The following is an 18,135-nucleotide window of genomic DNA, read 5'->3' as shown; positions in this document are numbered from 1 at the left end:
GCGTCCTGCCTCGTTTTCCTTCCTCCATCGGATGCGCGCCACGGCCGGATCCAAACGCGTGGATCGCCCCCGAGACGCCCCTCATGACGGCGAACCGTCCGCTCCGGCCGTGGTGATGCGTGCGCAGCCGGCGACCACCGCGGCGAGGCTGCCCTCCGTGCGCAGCAGCTCGCGCTGGACGCGGGCGCCGTTGCCCCGTGCCAACAGGTCGGCGATTCCCTTCCGGACCCGCTCGGCGTCGCCCAGATCCTCCAGGGCCCGCTCCACATGGCGGTAGAGCGCCTGGACGACGCTCTCGGCCGGCGCCTCCAGCATCGTCTCGGGGTGGATCAGGGGGCCGTCCAGGCCGGAGCGGCCGGCCCGCCACGAGGCGAGCCGAAGCAGGCTCGTGCCGATCCGGGGCGGCGGTTCCCCTTCCCTCCAGGCGCGCGCCGACGTCTCCACCAGGGCGCGTATGAGGGCCGCCAGCAGGACGGGCGTGGACGCGTCCAGGCATACGTCCGCCACCCGCACCTCGACCGTGGGATAGGACGCGGACAGCCGCGCGTCGAAGTAGATCATTCCCTGGTCGCGCAGCACTCCGGTGTCGAGCATGGCCTTGACCTGCTCGTGGTAGCGGTCCGCGGAGCCGAAGACGTCCACCGGGCCTGCCGAGGGCCACCGGTTCCACACCCGGCTGCGATAGCTGCCGTAGCCGCTGTCCTCGCCCTGCCAGTACGGCGAGTTCGCGCTCATCGCCAGGAGAACGGGGAGCCAGGGCCGCATACGGTCCAGTACGGCGACTCCCTCCTCGTCGGACTCGACCGACACGTGCACATGGCAGCCGCAGGTCAGCTGTTCCTGCGCGGTCAGACCGAACTGCCGGCCCATCCACTCGTACCGCTCCCCCACGTTCAGCGAGGGGCTCACCGGCAGCGGCGAGGTACCCATGGCGGTGACGACCGCGCCGACGGTATCCGCGTGCCGGGCCGACTCGCGGCGCCACCGGACGATCTCCTCCTGGAGCTCGTCCATCCTGGTCACGGGCCTGGTGGCGAACTCCAGTTGTTCCTTCTGCAGCTCCTTCTCGAAGTCGCGGTCGTCGTCCCGGCTCTCGCGGTCGGCGGCGCGTTCCGCCGCCGCCAGGACGGCTCCGGCGAGCGCGCGCGGCTCACCGCTCTCCGCGTCCACGATCAGAAGTTCCTCTTCCACACCTACGCTGCGCACATCTCCACCCCTCGGTCGGACTCTTTGGTTGCTGCCTCTGTCCACGCACCCGGATCGGAAACTCACAGAGGCACCAAGACCTGGGATTCCTGCCCGAGCGTGACGAGTTGACGCCACTGGGTGAGCAATCTCGTATGGGTGTGGCGCGGGGTGGGCAGAACCCGTCCGGACAGTTCGTACCGGCGGCGGAGGAGTCACCGATGCTGAGGGAGATCATCGACCGGCTGAAGCGGCTCCGGCGCGGGCGGGGCCGGGCGACATCCGACGGCGCGCCCCGCACCGGCGAGCCGGTCTTCACCGCGGACTTCGCCTCGACGGAGCAGTGGGTCGCCGGACGGTCCTGGGCCTATCCCGACGGCGGGCCGACCAATCCGGGGGACAACAAGCTCGACCATCTCGTCGAGGATCCCGCGTACAGCCGCTCGGGGCGGTTCCGGGCGACCCGGCGCACCGACGGCAACTGGGACGCGGGCCTGCTCACGACGGAGGGCAGCGCGGAGGGCTTCATGGTCAGGGCCGGTGACGTCCTGGAGGCGCGGGTACGGCTGCCGGAGGAGTTGGGCGCCTGGCCGGCGATCTGGACCTGGCGCGACGGGGACCAGGAGATCGACGTCTTCGAGTACCACCCGGACAATCCCGATCTGCTGGAGCTGTCGAACCGGGTGCGGGGAGGCCACCTCTACTACCGGGACCCTTCGGTCCAACCCGGCGCGTGGGTGGACCTGAGGGTCGAGTTCGGCGCCCGCTCGGTGGTGTGGCACGTCAACGGGGCGCGGGTGTTCGCCGACCGGCGGGGGGTGGGCCGCCGGTGGCGGGCGTATCTCATCGTCAACCTGTCCGTGTGCGCCGGGCGTCACCACCCGCCTCCCGAGCCCGGCGCGTCGGAGATGTCCTTCGAGGTGTCCGACCTTCGCGTCCACCGGCCGTGAAGGCGCACCACGGGGATGAAGGGGCGTGCCGGGGGAATCCTGTGAGGATGCGAGAAGGTGAGGGGATTCCCCCGCGCGAGCCGCGGGCCCATGGGCGTGCGGCCCGCCTGCCGGTCGTCGCCGTCGCCCTCCTGGTGGGGGCGCTCCTGGTCGTCCTCGTCGGACGGGCCGGCCTCTTCCCCGGTCTCGGCGGGGTCCTCGGCGTGGAGACGAAGGACCGTTCGGGCCCGGCGCTGCTGAAATCCGTGCAGGACATGCACCGTTACGAAGGTGCCGCAGGGAACTTCCAGATCGTGGTCGACCTGGAGAAGGACGCACGTCTCCTGCCGGACGCGATCCGCGGCACCCGTACGCTCTACGTCGCCAGCGGCACGGTCGGCGCCTATGTCGATCTCGGCGCCGTGGGCGAGGACAGCGTCACGGTGGACGAGGAGCGCACCTCGGCCACGCTGCGCCTGCCGCGCGCGCGGCTCGCCGAGCCGTCGCTCGACCCGGAGAAGTCCTACGCCGTCTCCAAGCAGCGCGGGCTCCTGGACCGGCTGGGCGACCTGTTCTCCGACAACCCCGCCGACGAGCGGGCCGTCCACGCGCTCGCCGCCCAGCGCATCGGCGAGGCCGCGCGCGAGAGCGATCTGACCCGGCGGGCCGAGAAGAACACCACGGCCATGCTGGAGGGGATGCTGCGTGCGCTCGGTTTCGAGCGCGTGACGGTCACCTACGTCTGAGCCGTCAACCCCGGGCATCGGTTCCACCTTTCACCCGCCTTTTACCGGATCGGTGCGTGAATTCGCCGTCGGCGGTTACGAGGGGAGAAGCACGCGCCGCTCAGGCAGCGCGATCTCCCCGAGGGAAGTGGTGACGATGTCCGAACCGAACCGACCCGAGACCGCGGAACGACGGCTGACGCCTCCCGTGCGGTCGTGGCACACGACGGCCCGTCAGGTGCAGGGAGGCGTCGACCTTTCCGTGCCGGCGACGTTCGACTACGACCCCGACGACCCGTGGGCGGTACGGATCGGCTTCCGGCTTCCGCTCGGCAGGGTCGTCGTCTGGACGTTCTCCCGGGACCTGCTCCGCTCGGGCACCCGTGTCCTGAGCGGCGAGGGCGATGTGCGGCTGTGGCCGCTGCGCCGCGGTGGCAGGGAGGGACGCGTGCGCATGCGGCTGGGCGCGGCGGGGGCGTTCGCGCTGGTCGACGTCGACCGCGCGGGTCTGCGGGACTGGCTGAGTGAGACGTACGCCGCCGTCCCGGAGGGGAGCGAAGCCGCGCGGATCGACTGGGAGTCCGAGACCCCCCACCTCTTCGCGCGACGATGAGTCTGCGCCGTCGGGGTGACGGTGTTTCAAGTACCGCACACGGGTGAGCCGAGTAGGAGAGACACGACCAGTCGTACGAACAGGAGATACCGATGGAGAGCTGGCGCGCATCCGCGGCCTGCCAGAATGTCGACCCCGACCTTTTCTTCCCGGTCGGGACCGGCGGACCCGCCCTGATCCAGGCCGAGGAGGCCAAGGAGATCTGCCGACGATGCCCCGTGCGCGAGGCGTGTCTGCGCTGGGCCATGGACGACTCCCGCCAGGTGACGGGGGTGTGGGGCGGTCTGCGGGAGGACGAACGACAGGCGCTGAAGCGCCGGTTGCGGCGCCGCGCCAAGGAGCGGAACTGAGCGCGGCGGTCGCGCCGCCCGGTCGAAGAGACGAAGGTCGGCACGTACGAAGCACGGGTCAGGGCGGGTCACCCCAGGGGGAGACGCGCCCTGACCCGCTTGCCGTAGGGCGCCACGGCCTCGGTCTCGACGCCGTCGCAGAGCGCGAGGACGATCTCCATGCCGTGCTGTCCCAGCCGGTCCGGGTCCCGCGGGCGGGCCACCGGGGTCACGGGGCGCGTGTCGAGGACGGATATCTCCAGCGTTCCGGCGTACAGGGAGAGTTCGAGTCGGCAGGGGCCGGGGGCGTACTTCACGACATTGGTCACGAGTTCGCTGACGACGAGGCGGGCGGCGTCGATGTCCCGCGCCGTGTACGGCCCGCTGTCGGCCGCCGCCTCCTGGAGAAATGCCGCGGTGAAGTCCCGGGCCTTCGCGATGACCCCCTGAGCCTCACCGAACTCGACGACGGCGTGCAGGGCGTCGCCCGCGCGCAGGCCGGTCTCTCTCACCTCGGTCATGTCGTTCCCCGTTCGCCTTCCACACCCTGTCCCTGGTTCCTGTCGCCGCCCCGATGCCCCTGTCGTCCTCCCGCCGGACCCGGTTCCCCGGCCGCCCAGCACGGAACGGCCTCACCAGAAGGGGGTTGGTGAGGCCGTTCCGTATGCGGGAAGGGAACTCGCCCCTCGACGTGGACGCGGTCGCGTCTACGCCTGGGCGAGCATTCCCTTGCGCAGGCGTTCCAGATTGCGGGAGAGCAGCCGGGAGACGTGCATCTGGGAGATGCCGAGCTCCTTGCCGATCTCCGACTGCGTCAGCTCCTCGACGAAGCGCAGGTGGAGGATCCGGCGGTCGCGGTCGTCGAGCTCTTCCAGCAGGGGCGCGAGCGTGTGGAAGTTCTCGAAGAGCTCGAGCGCCGGGTCCTCCACCCCGATGAAGTCGGCGAGCGCCGCGTCGCCGTCCTCTCCGTCGGGGCCGACGGCGGCGTCGAGGGACGTGGAGTTGTAGCCGTTGGAGGCGATGCGCGCCTCGATCACCTCGTCCTCGGAGAGGTTCATCAGAGTCGCCAGCTCCGCCACGCTCGGCGCGCGGCCGAGGCGGGAGCTCAGCTCCTCCGTCGCCTTGGCGAGCTCCACCCGGGCTTCCTGCAGCCGGCGCGGCACATGGACCGCCCACGAGGTGTCGCGGAAGAAGCGCTTGATCTCTCCGACGATGTAGGGGACGGCGAAGCTGGTGAACTCGACCTCGCGGGAGAGGTCGAAGCGGTCGATCGCCTTGATGAGGCCGATGATGCCGACCTGGACGATGTCCTCCATCTCGTCGCCGCGGGCCCGGAACCGGCCGGCCGCGTAGCGCACGAGGGACATGTTCATCTCGATCAGCGTGTTGCGCGCGTACTGGTACTCGTGGGTCCCCTCCTCCAGTACCGCCAGCTTGTCGAAGAACACCTTCGACAGCTCACGTGCGTCCTTCGGGGCGACCTTGCGGGGAGCTTCGAGCACGGGAAGGTCCCCCACACCCGTCTCGACACCGGCCCGCGTCTCCGTCGTCACCTCAGTCAGCACTCTGATGACCTCCCTCGTCCGTCGCTGCTCGTTTCCCCCCGTGAGGGCCTCGCCTACCCCCACTTCCGCGAGGCATGCCAAGAAATTCTCGTCGGAGGAAAAATTTTCGGCCACGCCAGTCCACCACGCCGGAGCGGGTCACGCGAGGGAGAGGCGGGCGCGGACCCGCTTGCCCGACGGCTGCGGCTCCACGCTCACGCTCTCGCAGACCGCCAGGACGATCTCGACGCCGTGCTGGCCGATGCGGCGGGGGTCGTGCGCCCGGGGCACCGGGGAGGCGTCGAGGCGGTCGAAGACCGAGATCTCCAGCGCGCCGTCGAACAGCTCCAGGGTGACCCGGCAGGGGCCCGGTGCGTGCCGCACCGCGTTGGTCACCAGCTCGCTGACCACGAGACGCGCCAGATCGATGCGCTCCCGGCTGACCGGCCCTCGTCCCGAGGCCGGCGCGGCGGCGAGGAAGTCGGCGGTGAAGTCACGAGCCGACGCGATCATGCCGTCGTCGGCGTCGGCCCCTTCGTAGGCCACGCTCGCGTACAGCGACGGTCGGCGCACCGCGCTTCTCCTGGCGATCGCCTCGGCCATCGCCCCTCCTCCCTCACGTGGCTGCTCGTTCCTCGTCTCATCCGGCGCATTTTCCCATGCCCGCCCGTTCCAATCCGTTCACATCCGAGAAATGTGGACGCGGAGGTGCCTGGTGCGGTTGCGGGCCGTACCAGTCCAGGCACAGGACGAGGATGTCGTCCGGCGCCCCGCGTCCGGACTCCCGCAGCGCCCGGACGACGGAGCGGGGGGTCTCCGCGCAGGACAGGTGCCGGGTCGACTCGATCGCCCGGACGACCGGCCGGTCCAGAGCGCCGTCGCCTCCTCCGGCGGGCTCGGCACGGTCGCAGGCGACGAAGACGAGCCGGTCGCCGGGGCGGACGCACAGGCGCTGGGCGGCGTAGACGGTGTCCTCGAACATGCCCAGGGGAAGCTGGCGCTCCAGCTCCAGCCGCTCGGTGACGGCGCCGCGCAGCCGCCAGACCGTCGGTGAGCCGGCGTCGACGACCTGCACCTCACCGGTGGCGCGCGCGAAGGTCATCAGCAGGGCGGAGAGACATCTCTCTCCTCCGTACTGTCCGTAGAGCGCCTGGTCGGTCAGGCTGGCCTGGCCGACGACGTCGAGGCCGGCGCGGCGGGCGTTGCGGATCGCGTTGAGGGCGAGGTTGCTCACCAGGACGGCCTGGGTGCCGGGACCGGTGCCGTTGGCGACGACCAGGGTGAGCTCCTCGCCCGTCACGGACCAGTCGAGGACGTGTCCGCCGGAGGAGTAGGCCGGCTCCCAGTACGCGTGCAGGTCGAACTCCTCCCCCACGCAGGCCCGACCGGGCAGCAGGTCCCACTGCATCTCACCGGTGACGTCGAGGGCGCGGGCCCTGCGGGCCCGCCGGTAGACGTCGGTGTGGCGCTCGGCGACGCGCAGGGCGTGGCCGAGCATCTCGGCGATGGCGGCGAGGTCCTCGGTCGTCTCCGGTGTGGCACGCTCGGCGGGCAGGTCGACCACAAGAACCCCACAGCGATCGCCTCGAACCGTCACAGGAAGGAACGCGGTCGCCGTGGGTCCGTCTCCGCCGAAAAGATATGGTTGCTGTGTGGAGAAGGCGTGACCCGCGGGCCCCGATTCCACGGTCATGGGCTTCGACCCGCCCGGAGCCTGTACGGGCTCGACGGGGCGGAGTTCCGTGAGGGCGTGGTCGACGAGCAGGAGGTCGGCCGAGAACGCGGCGAACTGCTGTGCCAGATTGATACGGAGGGAGTCCAGGAGGCGGTGTGCCGGCGCCGCGCGCAGAGCGCGTTCCACTGTCACGCGTCGATCCACCGAACCTGTACCGCCTTCTGGAGAGATGTAGATGACCGGCGCGTCGCGAGACCGACGCCCTCGGCCCCGGACGCCTGAGGAGTGTCAGTAGCCATGGACACGAACCCCGACCCGTCTCAGCGGGAGCCGCAGGAGACGACGGAGGCAGCGCGGGAGCTCATCGAGCTCCTGGAGGTGTTGTGGGAACGCGGCCGCGACATGGTGTCGTCGACGCCCGTGTCGGCCTCTCAGCTCCGTGTGCTGTACAGCCTGGACCGCGAGGAGGGCATCAACCTCCGCGCCCTGGGCGAGCTGCTCGGCTCCGCGCCGCCTTCGGTGAGCCGCATGTGCGACCGGCTGGAGGCGCTGGGGTTCGTGCAGCGGCTGCCCAGTCCCGTCAGCCGCCGGCAGCTCGAACTCCACCTGACCGTCCGGGGCAAGGCGTACCTGCGGGACCTTCGGAGCCAGCGGGAGGAGTCCCTGCTGGCCGTCATCACCGCCATGACGCCGACGACCCGCAAGGCGCTGCTGCGCGGACTGACCGGGTTCCAGGAGGCGTTGGACAAGGAGAATCCGTCTCCGCGCCGCGGCACGCCGCTCGGGAACGCCCGGTCCGCCTGACCACCCTCCGCCGTGATCGTCGTCCGGTCACGCGCCCCATGTCCCACTTGTCACCCTCTGGTCGCCTACGCCATGTCCACTCCCGGGCACGAGCCAGGTGTTACACCAAGGATACATTTGTCGAACGACAACTGTTGACACGTGGTCATGTGATGCGAGGCGGACCGCCCAGGTCGGGGCCCCGGCGGGCGGATCAGGGGCGGGTACGTCAGGCGTCGGCGGGCTCCGGCGGTGCGCTCGCGCGGTCCTCGCCCCGGGCGCCGTCCTGGCGGCCCCGCCAGTCGAGACAGACCACGAGCGCGTCGTCCTCCAGCGGGCTGTCCCCGTGGTACGCCGTGAGCTCCCGCAGGACGGCTCCCGGCACCTGAGTGGGAGGCAGCAGCCTGGTCGAGGTGAGCGCCCGGGCGAGGGCGCGTTCGCCGTAGCTCTCGCCGTCCGGGGACGCCGCGTCGTACACCCCGTCGCTCCCGAACAGCAGCCGGTCACCCGGGAGCACCGTGAAGCGCTCGGTGACGTAGACCGTGTCCTCGAACATCCCGAGGGGCAGCTGCGACTCGAACGAGACCCGCTCGACCGCGCGGTCCCGCATGCGCCACAGCCGCGGCGAACCGGCGTCCACGGCCTCCACCTCTCCGCTGGTGAGGTCGAAGCGCAGCAGGAGGACGGAGACATAGGACCGGCCGCGGTACTGCGCGTACACGGCCTGGTCCGCGAGCGCCGCCTGGTCCGCGAGGTCCAGGCCCGCGCGGCGGGCGTTGCGCAGGGCGTTGATGGCGAGATTGGTCAGCAGGGCGGCCTCGATGCCCTCCCCCATCCCGTTGGTGACCGTCAGCGTCAGGTGGTCGGCCGACGCGGACCAGTCGTAGTTGTCCCCGAAGATGGCGTAGGCGGGCTCCAGATGCGCCCCGAGCGAGAACTCGGGCCGGGCGCAGGACCGGCCCGGCAGCAACTGCCACTGCATCTCGGCCGCCAGCGTCAGCCGGGCGGCCCGGCGCGCCAGGACGTACAGGTCGGTGTCGCGCTCGGCGACCAGGATCTCGTGGCCGAGGGCCTCGCAGATGTGCTGCAGCTCCTCCAGCTGCGGGAGGATGTCGTGGTCCTTGGCCACCGTGACCGTCAGGACGCCCATCCGGTCTCCCCTGATGGTGACCGGCAGGTGCGCCTGGACGGAGTCGGCCGTGCGCGTCACGTACGGCTCCTGGGCGCCGAAGGCACGGCCCTGCGGGCTGCTGTGGATCGGCAGCGACCACTCCGCGAGGGGCTTGCTCCCCACCAGCTGGAGCGAGCGCAGGCCGTAGTCGGCCAGCCGGAGTTCCACGTCCACGGCGCCGTAGTACTTCCGCAGAGCCTCCTCCACCACACTCATCAGCATGTGTGGAGCGGCCCGGCGCAGCGCCTGCTCGACAATGGCGATCTCGTCCATCGCTCCCGCTTCTCTTCCGCTCTGTTCCGGCCGGGACTATCTCGCGTGGCCGGCGGCCACGAGCGCCTGCGCCACATCGGCGTGCAGGGGCGTCGTCATCGTCAGGCCCGTGATCTCCAGAATGCGCCGCACGGCCGGGGTCGGCGCCACGAGATGGAGATCGCCCCCGGACTCGCGGGCGTCGCGCGCCGCCCGGATCAGGATGTTCAGGCCGGAGGAGTCCATGAACCCCAGGCGGGAGAGGTCCAGGACGAGGTGGCGGCGGCCGTGCACGAACTGGTTGGCCAGGTGGTGGTGGAGCAGCGTGGCCGTGTCGTTGTCGAGTTCGCCGCCCACGGCCAGTACGGCCGTGTCGGTGTCGCGGATCTCCACCTCGACGTCCAGGTTCGCTTCTCGCTCGGTCATGGTCCTGCTTTCGGGGGTGAGTGAACGGTGGGGCGGGGCGGGGGTCAGGAGACCCGCACCCCGATCAGGCACGTGTCGTCGTCGGTGTCGGACTTGCTGTGGGTCAGCAGGGTGTCGAGCCGGCGTTCCAGGGTGTCGGCCGGCGCCTGGGCCGAGGCGATGAGCTGGGCCAGGGAGTCGTGCACGGCCGTGTCCCGGCGCTCGACCAGACCGTCGGTGTACATCAGCACCGTGTCCTCCGCCTCCAGCTGGATCTCCGCCTCCTCGTACTCGGCCTCGGCGAGGGCGCCCAGGAGCAGCCCCTTCAGCAGGGGCAGCGTCGTGGCTCCGCCGCCGCGCACCAGGACCGGGGGAAGGTGCCCGGCCCTGGCCCAGCGCAGCGTACGGGTCTCCGGGTCGAAGACGCCGCACACGGCGGTGGCCGTGACCTGTTCGGTGAGGTGGTGCGCCACGATGTTCAGCCAGGAGAGCAACTGCGCGGGGCCCGCTCCGGTCACGGCGAGACCGCGCATCGCGTTGCGCAGCACGACCATCCCGGTGGCGGCCTCGATGCCGTGACCGGCGATGTCCCCGACGCACAGCAGGACCTTCTTCGACGGCAGCACCACGGCGTCGTACCAGTCGCCGCCCACCAGGGACTCGGTCTCGGCGGGCCGGTAGCGCACCGCGATCTGCAGGCCCGGGGCGTCGAGCGGGCCCCTGGTGGGCGGCATGATGGCGTGCTGCAGCTGGAGTGCAAGGCGGTTGCGCTCCGCGGACTCCTGCTCCGTGACGGCGAGCCGGTCTCGGGTGGCCGCCAGGGCGACCTCCGTCCAGTGCTGCGAGGAGATGTCCTGATAGGCGCCCCGTACGGCGAGGAGGCGGGTGTCCGGGCCGAGGACGGGTTCGGCGATCACCCGGATGTGCCGGGTCACCCCGTCGGGCCGCAGCAGCCGGAAGGCGGCCGAGGTCGCGCGCCGGTGGTGCAGGACCGCTTGGAGGAAATGGCCGATGGTGTCGGCGTCGTCCGGGTGGGCGTGGGCGGCCAGGTCCCGCAGCGGAACGGGCGACTCGCCGACCTCTCTGCCGTACAGGTCGAAGAGCTGCCCGTTCCAGGTGATCTCGCCCGTCAGGACGTTCTCCTCGAAGCCGCCGATGCGGCCGAGGCGCTGGGCGTGCTGCAGCAGACTGGCGAGCCGGGCCGTCTCGTCCTCGATGCGCCAGATGAGCAGCACACCGCCGCCGTGGCGGCTGATGCTGAGGTCGGCGGCGGAGGCGAGGGGCACCTGGTCGACCAGCGCGGTGAGCGGCGCGCGGCGGGCGCGGAAGGGTTCGCCCGTGGCGTAGACGCGCTCGATCCGCTCGAAGAGCTCGCTGTGACCGGCCGCCGTGGGGTACGCCTCCAGGAGCAGCGACCCGTCGACGGCGCTCCTGGGCCGGCCCGCCGGGTCCTGGAAGTGGTCGTTGGCGTGGTGGATGCGGAAGTCGCGGAGATAGCCGTCCGCGTCCAGGTACGGGATGAGGACGAGGGCGGGGTCGTAGAGGCCGTCGGAGAGGTCCACCAGTTCGGAGATTCCCGGCGGCTCGTGCGGGGGCGCCGGCGCCGGGTCGCCCGCGAGGTTGTCCAGCGTGTGGGCGCACAGCTCGGCCAGCGCTTCGATCTGGCGCTCCACGGCCTGCGGCTGCCGCTCCAGCGGCTGGGGCCAGCAGATCTCCAGGACGCCGAGGATCCGCCCGCCGGTGCCGGCGGGCACCACCACGCGGCCGCCGTCCGGGTTCCGGGCGGAGCCGATGGAGGGGATGCCGGTGGCCCCGAGCGAGGGGAACCAGACGGTGCCGCGCTCGGTGAGGGCCTGGCGCGCCGCGGTCGCCACCCCCGGCGGTACGTAGCGCCAGCGCGCGGGTTCGTCGGTGCCGAAGCCCGCGTGGCCGCAGAGGGTGAGAGAGCCGTCGGATCCCGCGGTCCAGACGGCGACGGCCGTGGCTCCCAGCGGCGCGAGCGCGTGGGCGAGGAGGGACTCGGCCACCGTCTGGGTGTCGCCGGCGTTCAGGGCGGCGCTCTCGGCGGTGCGCAGCCGGACGGCGACCGACGGCTCGGGCCGGTCGCCGCGGTCCCGTTCGCCGCCGTCCGGTCCGCCGCCGTCCGCTTCGCCGACCGCACGCCGGACGAAGTCCTCGGCGATCTCGGCAACGCGGTCGTGGGCGGCCTGGTTGACGATGTCGGCGGCCAGCTCCAAGGGGGAGAGCCCGGCCTGGGCCGCGAGTTCGCCGAGCTGCAGGGCGGCCTGCGCCGGGCCGCACCGCAGCCGCTCGACGATCACGCCCTTGGCCAGTTCGATCAGGGCCCGTCCGTCGGCCGCGGCGTGCGCGGCCCGTACCTCCCCGCGGAGCCGTTCCACCGTCGCGGCCAGCCGGCCGACGGTCGAGTGCTGGTCCGACAGGGCGTCCTCCGGGTAGGGGGCGGCATCGCCGTGCGGGCCGTGGCCCGCGGCGCTCCGGGGCGCCGGCACCGCGCCACCTCCCGAGGCGGGCCGGACGGTCCCGGGCGCCGGTGTGGACGGCGACGGCCGGGCGCCGTCGCCGAGGGGACGTGCGACAGGGTCTCCGCCGTGGTCAGGGGGAGCACTCATGGCGCGGACTCCTCGGATGCGACGGCCTGGGGGGCCGGTGGGACGGACGGGGGGTGGACGACGGCTGTGCGGTGGGCGCCGGGCGGGGCGCCGCGGGCCGGGCTCGGGACGCGGCTCACTGCCCTTCGTGCAGCCACCGGCGGATGCAGGCGATCAGCTCGTCGGAGTCGACGGGCTTGGTGACGTAGTCGCTGGCGCCGGCGGCCAGGCTCTTCTCCCGGTCCCCGGGCATCGCCTTGGCGGTGACCGCGATGATCGGCAGTCCGGCGTGGGCCGGCATCTGGCGGATCGCGGCAGTGGCGGCGTAACCGTCCATCTCGGGCATCATCACGTCCATCAGGATCAGGTCGATGCCGGGATGGGCGGCGAGCGCGTCGATGCCCTTGCGGCCGTTCTCCGCGTGCAGGACCTTCATGCCGTGCAGCTCCAGGATGCCGCTGAGAGCGTAGAGGTTGCGGGCGTCGTCGTCGACCACGAGGACCGTACGGCCGTGCAGGGCGGCGTCCACGGTCTGCGGGGCGGGCTGCCGCTGGTCGCCGCGGAGCAGGGGGACGACGTCGCCCGGCCGGTCGGCGAGCAGGTGCAGGGCGATCCGCTCGCGGAGTTCGTCGAGGCTGGACAGCAGTTCCAGGGGCCGCTGGCGGGCGCGTGACTGCAGGCTGTGCTCGTGCTCGGCGGTGAGCCTGCGGTTGTTGTGGGCGAGTACGGGAACGGTCCGCAGGGCGGCGTCCCCGTCCATGGCGTCGAGGAAGTTCAGGGCCTCGTCGTCCGCCATGTCGAGTTCCAGGACGACGCAGTGGAACGGCTGGGTGGCGAGGGCGGTCGCGGCCTCCTGGGGTCCCACGGCCGTCATCACCTCGATGCCTCCCCGGTCGGTGAAGTCCCGGCTGTCGGCCAGTTCGGCGACGGCGTTCTCGGCGACCAGCGAGAGGAGGCCGCGGGGGCGCTCCTCGATCACCAGCAGCCGCCTGGGCTGGCGTGCCTGCGGTGCGGCGGGCAGCGCGGGCCGGCTTGCTCGGGCACCGGACGGCACCTCCGCGGGCTCCGCCGTGTCCTCGGCCTGCCTGCCCTCCTGAGCGGCCTGGGGCTGGAAGTCGGCCCGGGCGACCGGCAGGTAGAGCGTGAAGGTGCTGCCCTCACCGGGCTCGCTGTCGGCCGTCAGGGCGCCACCGAGCAGATAGGCGATCTCCCTGCTGATGGACAGCCCGAGGCCGGTGCCGCCGTACTTGCGGTTGGTCGTCCCGTCGGCCTGCTGGAAGGCGCCGAAGATGGCTTCGAGGTGCTCGCCGGCGATGCCGATGCCGGTGTCCTTGACGCGGAAGGCGACCACGGCGCCGCCGCGGTGCACGGTGCCGGGCAGTTCGTCGTCCGCGGCCGGCTCGATGCGCAGTTCAACGCTGCCGCGCTCGGTGAACTTCACGGCGTTGGAGATGAGGTTGCGCAGCACCTGCCGCAGGCGGGAGTCGTCGGTGACGAGGTCCACGGGCACGCCGGGTGCGGTGGAGACGGTGAAGGCCAGGTTCTTCTGCGTGGTGAGGGGACGGAACGTCGCTTCGACGTAGTCGAGGAGCTGCCGCAGCGCGACCCGTTCGGGGTTGAGCTCCATCTTCCCCGCCTCGACCTTGGACAGGTCGAGGATGTCGTTGATCAGCTGCAGCAGGTCGGAGCCCGCGGAGTGGATGATGCCGGCGTACTCGACCTGCTTGGCGGTGAGGTTGCGGGTCGGATTCTGGGCGAGCAACTGGGCGAGGATCAGCAGGCTGTTGAGCGGCGTGCGCAGCTCGTGGCTCATGTTGGCGAGGAACTCGGACTTGTACTTCGACGCCAGCGAAAGCTGCTGGGCGCGGTCCTCGAGTTCCTGCCGGGCCTGCTCGATCTCCAGGTTCTTCGCCTCGATGTCGCGGTTCTGGGAGGCCAGCAGGGCCGCCTTCTCCTCCAGTTCGGCATTGGAGCGCTGCAGCTCCTCCTGCTGCACCTGCAGCTCCTCGGAGCGGGCCCGCAGCTCGTCGGCCAGCCGCTGCGACTCGCCGAGCAGTTCGTCGGTACGGGCGTTGGCGACGATCGTGCTGACGTTGACGCCCACCGTCTCCATGAGCTGTTCCAGGAAGTGGCGGTGCACGGAGGTGAACGGGGTGAAGGAGAGCAGTTCGATCGCGCCGAGGACCTGGTCCTCGACCACGATCGGCAGCACGATCAGGCTGCCGCGGGTGGAGCTGCCGAGTCCGGAGGAGATGGTGGCGTAGTCGCCGGGGACGTCGTCGGCGGCGATGATGCGGCGGCTGCGGGCGGCCTGCCCGACGAGGGACTCACCCAGCCGGAAACGGCGGTCGGCGGGGCTGCCCGCGGGACGGCCGTAGGAGCCGACGATCCCGAGTTCGATGCCGTCGGGTCCCTCCTCCGCGAGGTAGAACGCGCCGTACTGGGCGGAGACGAGAGGGGTGAGCTCGTCCATGACGAGCTCGGCGACTACCGCCAGATCGCGGTGGCCCTGCATCAGCGCCGAGATCCGGGCGAGGCTGGACTTGAGCCAGTCCTGCTCCTGGTTGGCCCGCGTGGTCTCCCGGAGCGACCCGACCATGGAGTTGATGTTGTCCTTGAGTTCGGCGACCTCGCCGGAGGCGTCGACGGTGATCGAGCGGGTGAGGTCGCCCTCCGCGACCGCGCTCGCGACCTCGGCGATGGCGCGGACCTGCCGGGTGAGGTTGCCCGCGAGCTCGTTGACGTTCTCCGTGAGTCTCTTCCAGGTGCCGGAGACGCCCTCGACCTCGGCCTGGCCGCCGAGGCGGCCCTCGCTGCCGACCTCACGGGCCACGCGGGTGACCTCGGCGGCGAACGAGGACAGCTGGTCGACCATCGTGTTGATCGTCGTCTTCAGCTCCAGGATCTCGCCCCGGGCGTCGACGTCGATCTTCTTGGACAGGTCGCCGTTGGCGACCGCGGTGGTGACCTGGGCGATGTTGCGGACCTGCCCGGTCAGGTTGTTCGCCATCGAGTTGACGTTGTCCGTGAGGTCCTTCCAGGTGCCGGCGACGTTGGGCACCCGGGCCTGGCCGCCGAGCCGGCCCTCGGTGCCCACCTCGCGGGCGACGCGGGTCACCTCGTCGGCGAAGGCCGACAGGGTGTCCACCATCGTGTTGATGGTGTCGGCGAGCGCGGCGACCTCGCCCTTGGCCTCGACCGTGATCCTGCGGGACAGGTCGCCGCGGGCCACGGCGTTGGCGACCTGTGCGATCGAGCGCACCTGGCCGGTGAGGTTGGACGCCATCACGTTGACGTTGTCCGTGAGGTCCTTCCAGGTGCCCGAGGCGCCCCGCACGGTCGCCTGGCCGCCGAGGTTGCCCTCGGTGCCCACGTCGCGGGCGACGCGGGTGACCTCGTCGGCGAAGGCGGACAGCTGGTCGACCATCGTGTTGATGGTCTCCTTGAGCTCCCGGATCTCGCCGCGCGCGTCGACGCTGACCTTCTGCGAGAGGTCGCCCTGGGCGACGGCGGTGGCGACCTGCGCGATGGACCGCACCTGGGTGGTGAGGTTGCCGGCCATGGAGTTGACGGAGTCCGTCAGGTCGCGCCAGGTGCCGGAGACGCCCTTGACGTCGGCCTGGCCGCCGAGGATGCCCTCCGTACCCACGTCACGGGCCATGCGGGTGACCTCGTCGGCGAACGACGACAGCTGGTCGACCATCGTGTTGATGGTGTTCTTCAGCTCCAGGATCTCGCCCCGCGCGTCCACGTCGATCTTCTGCGAGAGGTCGCCCTTGGCGACGGCGGTGGCGACCTGGGCGATGTCGCGGACCTGGGTGGTGAGATTGCCGGCCATCGCGTTCACGGAGTCGGTGAGGTCCGCCCAGGTGCCCGAGACGCCGGGGACGACCGCCTGGCCGCCGAGGGTCCCCTCCGTGCCGACCTCGCGTGAGACGCGGGTCACCTCCGAGGTGAAGAGGGAGAGCTGGTCGACCATGCCGTTGAACACGGCGGAGATCTCACCCATCAGACCGTCGGCGTCGTCCGGCAGCCTGGTGCCGAAGTCCCCGTCACGTACGGCGGTGAGGCCCGCCAGGAGCTGCCGCAGTTCCGGCTCCTCCACGACGGCCGGTCCGGGCCGTGCCGCTGATGAGCTCTTGATCGTCGTCTCGGACATGACCCACCCTCGTTGGCTTCATCGACAGTCGCCGAGGGGCTTGCACAGTGCCGTGCCCCGTGACCGGGACACCGCCCCTCCCGTACGCCTCCGGCACAGACCGTTGTCGTACGGCAATAAAGGCGAGCCTACCTCCCGTGATCGACGGGAGGGAGACGGGAGGGAGTCGCCGGAGCGAGCCGCTCCGGGTCCGCGCCCCGCTCGCCGGTCCGCATACGCCCCGCATGGTGACCCGCATATGTTCCCGCATACAAGCGGAGAGCCGGGGTACGCGGCGGTTCGAACCGGGCGGTCGGCGCCCTGACGGCGAGGGGAGTTGCACTGTGTTGATGGCCCATCCTGCGGTGCTGAGCAACCTGATCGAGCAGTACGAGACGCTGAGGGTGCTGCACGCGGAGAACGGCAGCGCGGAGGTACGGCAGCGCATGGACGACATCGCGTACACGCTGTGCGTCTCCACCGGCACACGCGATGTGGAGACGGCACTGATCGCCGCCCGCCATCGGCTGCCGGGCGCGCGTCCCGAGGACGATTCGGTGCTCATGGCCTGACGGGGCTGCACAGCCCGAAGGCCCGAAGATCCCGAAGAGAGCCGGGAGAGAGCCCGAAGAGAAGAGCTGGAAAGGCTTGAAGGGCTCGCATCCGGTGGCCGGATCCGGCACATCCCGACGAGGGTGTGCCGGATTCGGCGCGTTCTGGGCCCAGGGCCTCTCGGGCGTGACGGCGAAGCCGCGCCACGACCGGCGATTGTGCCGATGCCTCCGTCCCTCGTTGCCCGGACATTGACCGGGCCAGTCATTCCACGGCCGCTCCCGGCCGCCTCGGGAGCCGCCGTACACGACACGAGAGGACGACTCCGTCGTGAAACGACACCTCGCCGCCGCCGCGGCCGTCTGCTGTCTCACGGTACTCACCGCCCCCGGCGCCCGGGCCGCGGACAACCCCTACGAGCGCGGCCCCGCGCCGACCGTCGCGAGCATCGAGGCGCTGCGCGGCCCGTACGCCGTCTCAGAGACCCGCGTCTCCTCCCTCGCCGTCACCGGGTTCGGCGGCGGCACCGTCTACTACCCCACGTCGACCGCGGACGGGACCTTCGGCGCGGTGGTGATCTCGCCCGGCTTCACCGCCACGCAGTCCTCCATCGCCTGGCTGGGACCGCGGCTCGCCTCCCAGGGCTTCGTCGTCTTCACCATCGACACGAACACCACGACGGACCAGCCCGACAGCCGGGGCCGTCAGCTCCTCGCCGCGCTCGACTACCTGACGCAGCGCAGCGCGGTCCGCGGCCGGATCGACGGCACCCGGCTCGGCGTGATGGGGCACTCGATGGGCGGCGGAGGCGCGCTCGAAGCGGCCAAGAGCCGGCCTTCGCTGCAGGCCGCGATCCCCCTGACCGGCTGGAACACGGACAAGACCTGGCCCGAGATCACCACCCCGACACTCGTCGTGGGCGCGGACGGCGACACGATCGCACCGGTCTCCTCGCACTCGGAGCCGTTCTACGAGAGTCTGCCGCGCTCGCTCGACAAGGCGTACCTGGAGCTCAACGGCGCCTCGCACTTCACCCCGAACACGTCGGACACGACGATCGCGAAGTACAGCGTCTCGTGGCTCAAGCGGTTCATCGACAACGACACCCGGTACGAGCAGTTCCTCTGCCCGCTCCCCCGGCCCAGCCTGACCATCGAGGAGTACCGGGGTACCTGCCCGCACTCCTGACGGCTTGTGCGCGCTCACAGAACGGCGCCCCCAGGTG

The 18,135-nt window shown here is 71.3% G+C and carries 16 protein-coding genes; 7 read left to right on the top strand and 9 right to left on the bottom strand.

What is annotated here, in order from left to right:
• Positions 1-81: 81 nt before the first annotated feature.
• Positions 82-1,206 carry a glutamate--cysteine ligase gene (locus ACIRB4_RS23970; RefSeq protein WP_403294188.1) on the bottom strand — a complete coding sequence of 375 codons (1,125 nt, stop codon included), beginning with the start codon at positions 1,204-1,206 and terminating at the stop codon, positions 82-84.
• A gap of 200 nt (positions 1,207-1,406) precedes the next feature.
• On the opposite strand from ACIRB4_RS23970, the gene ACIRB4_RS23965 reads away from it, so the two are divergent.
• The 4 genes from ACIRB4_RS23965 (at position 1,407) to ACIRB4_RS23950 (ending at position 3,802) form a co-directional block, all read left to right on the top strand.
• A complete protein-coding gene (locus ACIRB4_RS23965; RefSeq protein WP_403294187.1) occupies positions 1,407-2,135 on the top strand; it encodes a beta-glucanase in 729 nt (242 codons plus the stop codon).
• A 47-nt stretch (positions 2,136-2,182) separates the two neighbouring features.
• Complete coding sequence (locus tag ACIRB4_RS23960; protein ID WP_403294186.1) at positions 2,183-2,860, top strand: DUF4230 domain-containing protein; 678 nt, start codon at positions 2,183-2,185, stop codon at positions 2,858-2,860.
• 136 nt (positions 2,861-2,996) lie between these two features.
• The gene (locus ACIRB4_RS23955) at positions 2,997-3,452 is read left to right on the top strand and encodes an SsgA family sporulation/cell division regulator (protein ID WP_403294185.1); all 456 of its coding nucleotides are present in this window, start codon (positions 2,997-2,999) and stop codon (positions 3,450-3,452) included.
• A 92-nt stretch (positions 3,453-3,544) separates the two neighbouring features.
• Positions 3,545-3,802, top strand: coding sequence for a WhiB family transcriptional regulator (locus ACIRB4_RS23950; protein WP_403294184.1), 258 nt, complete (start codon positions 3,545-3,547; stop codon positions 3,800-3,802).
• 68 nt (positions 3,803-3,870) lie between these two features.
• Here ACIRB4_RS23950 and ACIRB4_RS23945 read toward each other — a convergent pair whose 3' ends face one another.
• From ACIRB4_RS23945 to ACIRB4_RS23930, 4 genes are all read right to left on the bottom strand, one after another.
• On the bottom strand, positions 3,871-4,302 hold the full coding sequence (locus ACIRB4_RS23945) for an ATP-binding protein (protein WP_403294183.1): 432 nt from the start codon (positions 4,300-4,302) through the stop codon (positions 3,871-3,873).
• A gap of 186 nt (positions 4,303-4,488) precedes the next feature.
• On the bottom strand, positions 4,489-5,343 hold the full coding sequence (locus ACIRB4_RS23940) for an RNA polymerase sigma factor SigF (protein ID WP_403294320.1): 855 nt from the start codon (positions 5,341-5,343) through the stop codon (positions 4,489-4,491).
• 141 nt (positions 5,344-5,484) lie between these two features.
• Positions 5,485-5,928 carry an ATP-binding protein gene (locus ACIRB4_RS23935; RefSeq protein ID WP_403294182.1) on the bottom strand — a complete coding sequence of 148 codons (444 nt, stop codon included), beginning with the start codon at positions 5,926-5,928 and terminating at the stop codon, positions 5,485-5,487.
• 37 nt (positions 5,929-5,965) lie between these two features.
• On the bottom strand, positions 5,966-7,192 hold the full coding sequence (locus ACIRB4_RS23930) for a PP2C family protein-serine/threonine phosphatase (protein WP_403294181.1): 1,227 nt from the start codon (positions 7,190-7,192) through the stop codon (positions 5,966-5,968).
• Positions 7,193-7,297: 105 nt separating this feature from the next.
• Between ACIRB4_RS23930 and ACIRB4_RS23925 the strand changes: the two genes are divergently transcribed.
• Positions 7,298-7,804, top strand: a complete 507-nt coding sequence (locus tag ACIRB4_RS23925) for a MarR family winged helix-turn-helix transcriptional regulator (RefSeq protein WP_403294180.1) — start codon at positions 7,298-7,300, stop codon at positions 7,802-7,804.
• A gap of 208 nt (positions 7,805-8,012) precedes the next feature.
• Here the strand turns inward: ACIRB4_RS23925 and ACIRB4_RS23920 are convergent, their stop codons facing one another.
• The 4 genes from ACIRB4_RS23920 to ACIRB4_RS23905 form a co-directional block, all read right to left on the bottom strand.
• Positions 8,013-9,227 carry a PP2C family protein-serine/threonine phosphatase gene (locus ACIRB4_RS23920; RefSeq protein ID WP_403294179.1) on the bottom strand — a complete coding sequence of 405 codons (1,215 nt, stop codon included), beginning with the start codon at positions 9,225-9,227 and terminating at the stop codon, positions 8,013-8,015.
• Between the two features lie 36 nt (positions 9,228-9,263).
• A complete protein-coding gene (locus ACIRB4_RS23915) occupies positions 9,264-9,632 on the bottom strand; it encodes an STAS domain-containing protein (RefSeq protein WP_403294178.1) in 369 nt (122 codons plus the stop codon).
• A 44-nt stretch (positions 9,633-9,676) separates the two neighbouring features.
• Entirely contained in the window at positions 9,677-12,241 is a 2,565-nt protein-coding gene (locus tag ACIRB4_RS23910; protein ID WP_403294177.1) for a SpoIIE family protein phosphatase, read from the bottom strand.
• A 115-nt stretch (positions 12,242-12,356) separates the two neighbouring features.
• Positions 12,357-16,379, bottom strand: a complete 4,023-nt coding sequence (locus ACIRB4_RS23905) for a HAMP domain-containing protein (protein ID WP_403294176.1) — start codon at positions 16,377-16,379, stop codon at positions 12,357-12,359.
• Positions 16,380-16,702: 323 nt separating this feature from the next.
• Between ACIRB4_RS23905 and ACIRB4_RS23900 the strand changes: the two genes are divergently transcribed.
• Complete coding sequence (locus tag ACIRB4_RS23900) at positions 16,703-16,930, top strand: DUF5133 domain-containing protein (protein ID WP_403294175.1); 228 nt, start codon at positions 16,703-16,705, stop codon at positions 16,928-16,930.
• Positions 16,931-17,240: 310 nt separating this feature from the next.
• Positions 17,241-18,098 (top strand): alpha/beta hydrolase family protein, encoded by an 858-nt coding sequence (locus ACIRB4_RS23895; protein WP_403294174.1) that lies wholly within the window; start codon positions 17,241-17,243, stop codon positions 18,096-18,098.
• Positions 18,099-18,135 lie beyond the last annotated feature (37 nt).

Origin of the sequence: Streptomyces sp. NPDC093600 (assembly GCF_044764755.1) — a bacterium.
Lineage (GTDB): Bacteria > Actinomycetota > Actinomycetes > Streptomycetales > Streptomycetaceae > Streptomyces.
Note: the sequence above shows the minus strand (reverse complement) of the source record. Positions and strands in the feature narration are given on the sequence as shown.

What these genes read in the sequence shown, in the direction of transcription:
- ACIRB4_RS23955 (WP_403294185.1), top strand. Translation starts at nt 2,997, where the DNA reads ATGTCCGAACCGAACCGACCCGAGACCGCGGAACGACGGCTGACGCCT.
- ACIRB4_RS23950 (WP_403294184.1), top strand. Translation starts at nt 3,545, where the DNA reads ATGGAGAGCTGGCGCGCATCCGCGGCCTGCCAGAATGTCGACCCCGAC.
- ACIRB4_RS23915 (WP_403294178.1), bottom strand. Translation starts at nt 9,632, where the DNA reads ATGACCGAGCGAGAAGCGAACCTGGACGTCGAGGTGGAGATCCGCGAC.
- ACIRB4_RS23925 (WP_403294180.1), top strand. Translation starts at nt 7,298, where the DNA reads ATGGACACGAACCCCGACCCGTCTCAGCGGGAGCCGCAGGAGACGACG.
- ACIRB4_RS23905 (WP_403294176.1), bottom strand. Translation starts at nt 16,379, where the DNA reads ATGTCCGAGACGACGATCAAGAGCTCATCAGCGGCACGGCCCGGACCG.
- ACIRB4_RS23910 (WP_403294177.1), bottom strand. Translation starts at nt 12,241, where the DNA reads ATGAGTGCTCCCCCTGACCACGGCGGAGACCCTGTCGCACGTCCCCTC.
- ACIRB4_RS23945 (WP_403294183.1), bottom strand. Translation starts at nt 4,302, where the DNA reads ATGACCGAGGTGAGAGAGACCGGCCTGCGCGCGGGCGACGCCCTGCAC.
- ACIRB4_RS23965 (WP_403294187.1), top strand. Translation starts at nt 1,407, where the DNA reads ATGCTGAGGGAGATCATCGACCGGCTGAAGCGGCTCCGGCGCGGGCGG.
- ACIRB4_RS23935 (WP_403294182.1), bottom strand. Translation starts at nt 5,928, where the DNA reads ATGGCCGAGGCGATCGCCAGGAGAAGCGCGGTGCGCCGACCGTCGCTG.
- ACIRB4_RS23920 (WP_403294179.1), bottom strand. Translation starts at nt 9,227, where the DNA reads ATGGACGAGATCGCCATTGTCGAGCAGGCGCTGCGCCGGGCCGCTCCA.
- ACIRB4_RS23960 (WP_403294186.1), top strand. Translation starts at nt 2,183, where the DNA reads ATGCGAGAAGGTGAGGGGATTCCCCCGCGCGAGCCGCGGGCCCATGGG.